The following is a 5,940-nucleotide window of genomic DNA, read 5'->3' as shown; positions in this document are numbered from 1 at the left end:
TTACCTAAATTCCCAACTACAGCAGTAGTTCAAAAGCAGATTTCTAATCCACAAAATGGTGGACAAACTATAAATTTACCTTTAAATCTTAAAAACTCTTGTGACAGTATAGCACCAATAGAAGTTCAATTACCAAATGAAAATTGTGTAGTTGCTGATGAGGACAATTCAGTAGTAGATACACCAGTAGCAAATGAAGATGCAGTAGTTGAAACACCAAAAGTAGAAGTACCTGAAGTTGAAGTTCCAGTAATAGAGAATCCTAAAACTGAAACTCCAGTTGTAGAAGAGCCTAAAGTTGAGGCACCAAAGGTAGAAACCCCTGTTAAGGAAGAACCAAAAACAGAAGCTCCAAAGGTTGAAACACCAGCTACAACACCAAGTACTACAGTACCAAGCGGTGTGCCAGCAAACCCAGACAATAAGAGCTTTAAATATATGGAAGCAGTAGAAAAAGAAATTCTAACTTATGTTAATGAAGAAAGAGCAAAAGCAGGTCTTAATCCATTAACTTGGGAAGAGCAAATGAGACCAATTGCTAGATATAAATCTAATAACATGCTTCAATACAACTACTTTGAGCATAATACACCATCACTAAATAATGCTAGCCCAATGGACTTAGCAATTAAATACTTCAAGTACAACACTAATAGTTATGGTGAAAACTTATTTTACAGCCAAGGCTATGCAGAGTCTACAACCACAGCTAAGTACCTTGTAGATCAATGGATGAACTCTCCAGGACACAGAGCTAACATTTTAAATGGTAGCTGGACAAAAATGTCTGCTGGAGTAGTGTTTAGCAGCCAAGGCAACTGGGTTTATGCTACACAACACTTCTCAACAAAATAATTCCTAGTTGTTTAAATAGGTTAGATTTAGTAATTAATAAAATTAGATGATTGATACCTTCTAATTTTGTTATAATAAATAAGAGACAACCAAGATTGGTTGTCTCTTTTGTTGTTAATATATAATAACTGGTGAAAAAATAATTAACATGAATTTTTATGAAATACTATCTATAATAATAAAAGATTCAATTGTAATCTAAATATAGCTTACCAAATTTGCAACTGTCATGTATCCAATTTTGCTTACATTTCCATTTATACTATTCTCTCAAATAGATACAACAATTTCATTATAATACTCTAAGGTTAGTAGCACCAAAGTTATTCTTTAAACTGTTTTAGAACCCAAGGTAATACCACATCCACATTGCTTATTAGTCCATAATGATCTAGATCATTAAATATTTCTAAATTTATGTTATGCTTATTTAGCTCTTCTTTTTGAAAATTTAGTTGTTCTAGCAATTCACGATTATCATTTGTCCCAGAATAAATAGCTAACTTAGCATCAATATCCACCGGCATAATGCATGGCCAATTTTCCCATGCTTTGTATTGAGCTATCAATATTTCCAAGTTTGTTTCCCTAATCCACAACTTATCCTCATAGGTTAAATCTAGTTCATCTAAGGAATTTGTTCTCTTGTAATAATTAAATTTTTCAAATTTATCTATCATCTTTGGTGCAACAAATTTAAAAAAATAATCTCCTAAACAACTACCTGCACATACAGCTTTCTTTATTTTACTGCTGTTTTTTAACACCTGAAAACCTATTGTTGCCCCATATGACCACCCAAAATAATAGTAGGAATCTATATTGCAATCTTTTAATATATTGTTGAAATCTTCCATTATATTTTCTATTGAATAAAAGCCATGGTCTTCTGATTTATCACTATCACCATATCCTCTTATATCTGGCATTATTAAGAAAAACTTTTCACTTAAATTTTTAACCCAATTAGTATCATTCCATAGCTCTCTATTATAACGGCCTGCACCTCCATGTGCCAATAACAATGCAGGCCCTTTACCAGCTACGCTATAAGCAATCTTTGCTCCGTCACTTGAAATAACATATCTTGTATCCACCATAGCTTCCCCCTTCATCTATGAAAAATAATCGCTATTTTCTTGATAGAACCATAAAGTGTGGACTCATTCCCATAATTTGATCCTTTTCATATCACCAACTTACTCCTTTTAACTCTTAATTTTACTTATATAGTTTACTGTACACCCTGCACATAATTAAATTGGTACTTCTTTATTTAATGCTAATAACTCCTGAATCCCCATTTTAAGCATTTCAGAATCATTGCGTTCATATCCTAAAAGAATCTGTTGTATAGGCCAATATGAGTCATTAATTTCTGCTTTCTTTTCCGCGAGCAGAGGCTGTTGATGTCCATAAAATTTTAAGACTTTTCTCCCAAACTCTTTGCCAAAATCATCTGTACTACTGTCAAGCAAACATAAAAAGTCATTGTCAGGGTCCCCTATTAAAAAGTCTCCAAAATCAATAACTCCAACTAATCTATTGTTATTGAAAACCATATTTCTAGAACTAAAATCATTGTGCACTAAGCAGGGCGAATAATTAAATAAGAAATCACAGCTAAATAATTTTGAATATATACTACTTATTAATTTTTTTACCTCGTCATTTAATAAATTCATTTCCCTTAATATATTAGTAAGTTTTTCTCTATCTTTTACATATTCTTGTTTTTTATCCTGAACTCTATCCTTAAATAATGGATTCCATAAATCAATGCTGATTGAATGCAATACTTTAAGAAAACTTGCCTCATCCATAGCTAATAAATCCTTTTCTTCTTCACTTAAGCATTGGTAATCATCATAAGATAAGTGCTGACCCTTAATGTATGTAATCACCTTGAAGTCCTCATCATTTAATATTGGTTTAGGTGTTTCAAAGGGTAAGTTAAAGCTTGATAAAAAATCATACAGCGCAACTTCTTTTTCTTGTGCCCTCTTAACCTCTTCCCGTTTAGGTACTTTTATAATATATTCGTCATTACATAAATAAACCTCACTATCATCACCAGCACCAATTCTATGTAGATTATTAACTTTTAAATTAGCTTCAGCCAAAAATTTTGGCAATGTTAATTCACAAATCATAAAGACTCCCATTTTAAAATCTTTTTATATTTCTTAAGCTATGTTATAATTCCGCAACCTCCTATAGAGGATTACCTTCTAACATCAATAATTCAGTTAATCCGTATTTAGCTAATTCCAACATTCCGTTGAACTATCTTTTATCATTTTCCTGTTCTCCCTACAAATAATAAATTATTCTCCTAATTTTATATTTCCATTGATAACATCATGAATCACTTCAATCAAAAAAGAATGTTCTCTCTCTAAAACTCTGGCAGCTAATTCTTCTGGTGTATCATTAGGCATTACTGGTACTTCTGCTTGTGCAACGATTTCTCCACTATCATACTTTTCATTTACTCTATGGATAGTTACGCCAGATATTTTCTCCCTTGCTTCTATTACAGCCTTATGTACATTCATACCATACATTCCCTTTCCTCCATACTTTGGAAGCAACGCAGGATGAATATTAAATATTCTATTAGAGTATTTTTGTAAAACTGAAGTTCCCAACATTTTTAAATAACCAGCTAAAAAAATCATATCAATTTCATTTTCAACTAAAATACTTAATATTTTCTTATCTAATTCACCATTATCAGAAATTACCTTTTGGCTAATATGGTATCCTAATATTCCTTCATTTTTAGCCCTTTGTAGTGCCATAGAATTTGAATTATTGCTAATTACTAGCTTAACCTGTGAATTTATCTTTCCTGATTTGCAAGCATCAATAATAGCTTGTAAATCAGAACCCCCATGAGATGCAAATACTGCTATATTCATAGCTAGTTCCCCCTTATTAGTAAAAATTATATGTAACGCCTTAAATCTAAAGCTTTAAAAATAAATACAGTTAGTTCCCAAACTCTCTTGCCTTTATAACTTGGTAAATATCATCCACTTCCATGCCATATCTGCCGGATGAGACATTCCTTCTTCGTAAAGTATTACATTTTTACCTTCTGATATTAACCTTTTCTTTATTCTTCTTGCTGTGGTAGTCTTACCTGCTCCTGGTATGCCTTCTACTAAAATGAGCTTATTGTCCATATTAACCTCCAATTCAACTATTTAAAATCTAAATGTTATATTTCTTTTTAGGAAAGCTACTAATACAAATCACATCCTGAATCCCATAATAATAAATATACTGCATACATTTATAGCTTTCTAAATACAATAACTTGAATGTGCCCTTCCCTCTTAAAATCCACTTTTTCAAAGCCATATTCTTCAAAATTACTTTGAATTTCTTCTGGAGAATAAAACTTTACATCACCGGCCTTTGACAATAGTACAAATGGATTAACAATTGCTCTAATAATTAATGGATAGTATATCTCCGATATATAAAGAACCCCTTTTGGTTTTAATATTCGGCTTACTTCTTTAGCAAAGGCTTTTGTATCTGGAAAGTGGTGATATGAAGCACAAACAGTCACCACATGAAACATTTGATTTTTAAAGGGTGTATCTTCACAACCACTTACTTCAAATGCCATATGGGGACACCTTTTTTTTGCATTTTCAATCATCTTTTCTGAAATATCAATGCCATACCCTTCAATATTATAATTATTTGCCAACATTTTAAGAAGTGTTCCGTTCCCACAACCAACATCTAAAACGCTGCTATTATTCTGCATTGTAATTTCCCTTAATAAAAGTTCTTTGAATTTTGCTGTAAACTTTCCATCGAAGGTTTTATCATAGTCATCAGCTTTTTCATTGTAACTTTCTCTTGATTTATCTTCAAAAGTTTTCACCGCTTACCTCCCCCATGGTATAAATCATTGTACAACAATCTATTCTTCACTTTTGTGATTAATAAATCTATCAATAATATTGCATTTTTAAAATTATAAGCTCTCAGCTTCTCTGTTTTGTAAAAAGATAAACTATATTTACCTCTCAAAACTATTGTGGCATCTTCGCAATTTACTATCTTAAAAACACCTATTTCAATAATTCTTTGCAATTATGGTTCTCTCAATCAAGACTATTTTACCATATAATTACTGTAATAATATACCTTAAATTCTAATTACTTATATCTCAAGTGAAAGTATTATGCAGTGTAGCTAAATATTCCAGCAAGAACTCACAGGTGTATGATCCCTCTTCCCAGCCCCTTTGATTTGAAGATTTTTTATAAGGCATCTTCTAAAAATAAGTAAGTCAGTATACTCGTCTATTTTGTGTTATACTGCGTCAACAGAACCCTTAGATAGTTCTGCTATCTGTGGAACCTGTGTCCTTATCTGCACAAGAAAGCTTGTGAACACAAGCTTTCTTGTGCACTCAAAATATCCTTCACCTCTTTGACTTATTATTTATTTTCAGATACCTAATTCATTTATGCAAGTATGTTATTTATTTTTAGCTTTTTATAGTTTATAAAGAAATATAAAAAGCTTAGTTGGATAATGGTGTATGATCCCTCTTCCCAGCCCCTTTGATTTGAAGATTTTTTATAAGGCATCTTCTAAAAATAAGTAAGTCAGTATACTCGTCTATTTTGTGTTATACTGCGTCAACAGAACCCTTAGATAGTTCTGCTATCTGTGGAACCTGTGTCCTTATCTGCACAAGAAAGCTTGTGAACACAAGCTTTCTTGTGCACTCAAAATATCCTTCACCTCTTTGACTTATTATTTATTTTCAGATACCTAATTCATTTATGCAAGTATGTTATTTATTTTTAGCTTTTTATAGTTTATAAAGAAATATAAAAAGCTTAGTTGGATAATCTTACCCTTATTATGAAACTCTTGGACAGGGGTTGTTTTAGCTTTTGTCCCATGTTAAGATATGTTCATCAGCAAGGTACTGAAGCAATAAAAGCTACTGATTGCCACAAGGAGTTACACATACCCCCAAGGAAATAAGCAGCAAAATAAAAAATAAGGAGTTGTTGATATATGATAACTAATAAAATATTAGC

At 31.6% G+C, this 5,940-nt stretch carries 6 protein-coding genes; 1 reads left to right on the top strand and 5 read right to left on the bottom strand.

Annotation, left to right across the window (positions count from 1 at the left end):
- Window positions 1–855 (top strand): CAP domain-containing protein (locus tag C661_RS23000; protein ID WP_017417231.1); only part of this gene is annotated, 855 nt, incomplete at its 5' end.
- A 323-nt stretch (window positions 856–1,178) separates the two neighbouring features.
- Here the strand turns inward: C661_RS23000 and C661_RS0120695 are convergent.
- The 5 genes from C661_RS0120695 to C661_RS0120675 form a co-directional block, all read right to left on the bottom strand.
- On the bottom strand, window positions 1,179–1,955 hold the full coding sequence (locus C661_RS0120695; protein WP_017417230.1) for an alpha/beta fold hydrolase: 777 nt from the start codon (window positions 1,953–1,955) through the stop codon (window positions 1,179–1,181).
- 156 nt (window positions 1,956–2,111) lie between these two features.
- Window positions 2,112–3,008, bottom strand: a complete 897-nt coding sequence (locus C661_RS0120690; protein ID WP_017417229.1) for an aminoglycoside phosphotransferase family protein — start codon at window positions 3,006–3,008, stop codon at window positions 2,112–2,114.
- Window positions 3,009–3,182: 174 nt separating this feature from the next.
- The gene (gene purN / locus C661_RS0120685) at window positions 3,183–3,779 is read right to left on the bottom strand and encodes a phosphoribosylglycinamide formyltransferase (protein WP_017417228.1); all 597 of its coding nucleotides are present in this window, start codon (window positions 3,777–3,779) and stop codon (window positions 3,183–3,185) included.
- Between the two features lie 93 nt (window positions 3,780–3,872).
- Entirely contained in the window at window positions 3,873–4,046 is a 174-nt protein-coding gene (locus C661_RS23275) for a zeta toxin family protein (protein WP_017417227.1), read from the bottom strand.
- 110 nt (window positions 4,047–4,156) lie between these two features.
- On the bottom strand, window positions 4,157–4,762 hold the full coding sequence (locus tag C661_RS0120675) for a class I SAM-dependent methyltransferase (protein WP_017417226.1): 606 nt from the start codon (window positions 4,760–4,762) through the stop codon (window positions 4,157–4,159).
- Between the last annotated feature and the right edge of the window lie 1,178 nt (window positions 4,763–5,940).

This window comes from Clostridium tunisiense TJ (assembly GCF_000300195.1).
Lineage (GTDB): Bacteria > Bacillota > Clostridia > Clostridiales > Clostridiaceae > Clostridium_J > Clostridium_J tunisiense.
Note: the sequence above shows the minus strand (reverse complement) of the source record. Positions and strands in the feature narration are given on the sequence as shown.

Coding starts and splice junctions, on each gene's coding strand:
- C661_RS23275 (WP_017417227.1), bottom strand. CDS start 4,046: ATGGACAATAAGCTCATTTTAGTAGAAGGCATACCAGGAGCAGGTAAG.
- C661_RS0120690 (WP_017417229.1), bottom strand. CDS start 3,008: ATGATTTGTGAATTAACATTGCCAAAATTTTTGGCTGAAGCTAATTTA.
- C661_RS0120695 (WP_017417230.1), bottom strand. CDS start 1,955: ATGGTGGATACAAGATATGTTATTTCAAGTGACGGAGCAAAGATTGCT.
- purN (WP_017417228.1), bottom strand. CDS start 3,779: ATGAATATAGCAGTATTTGCATCTCATGGGGGTTCTGATTTACAAGCT.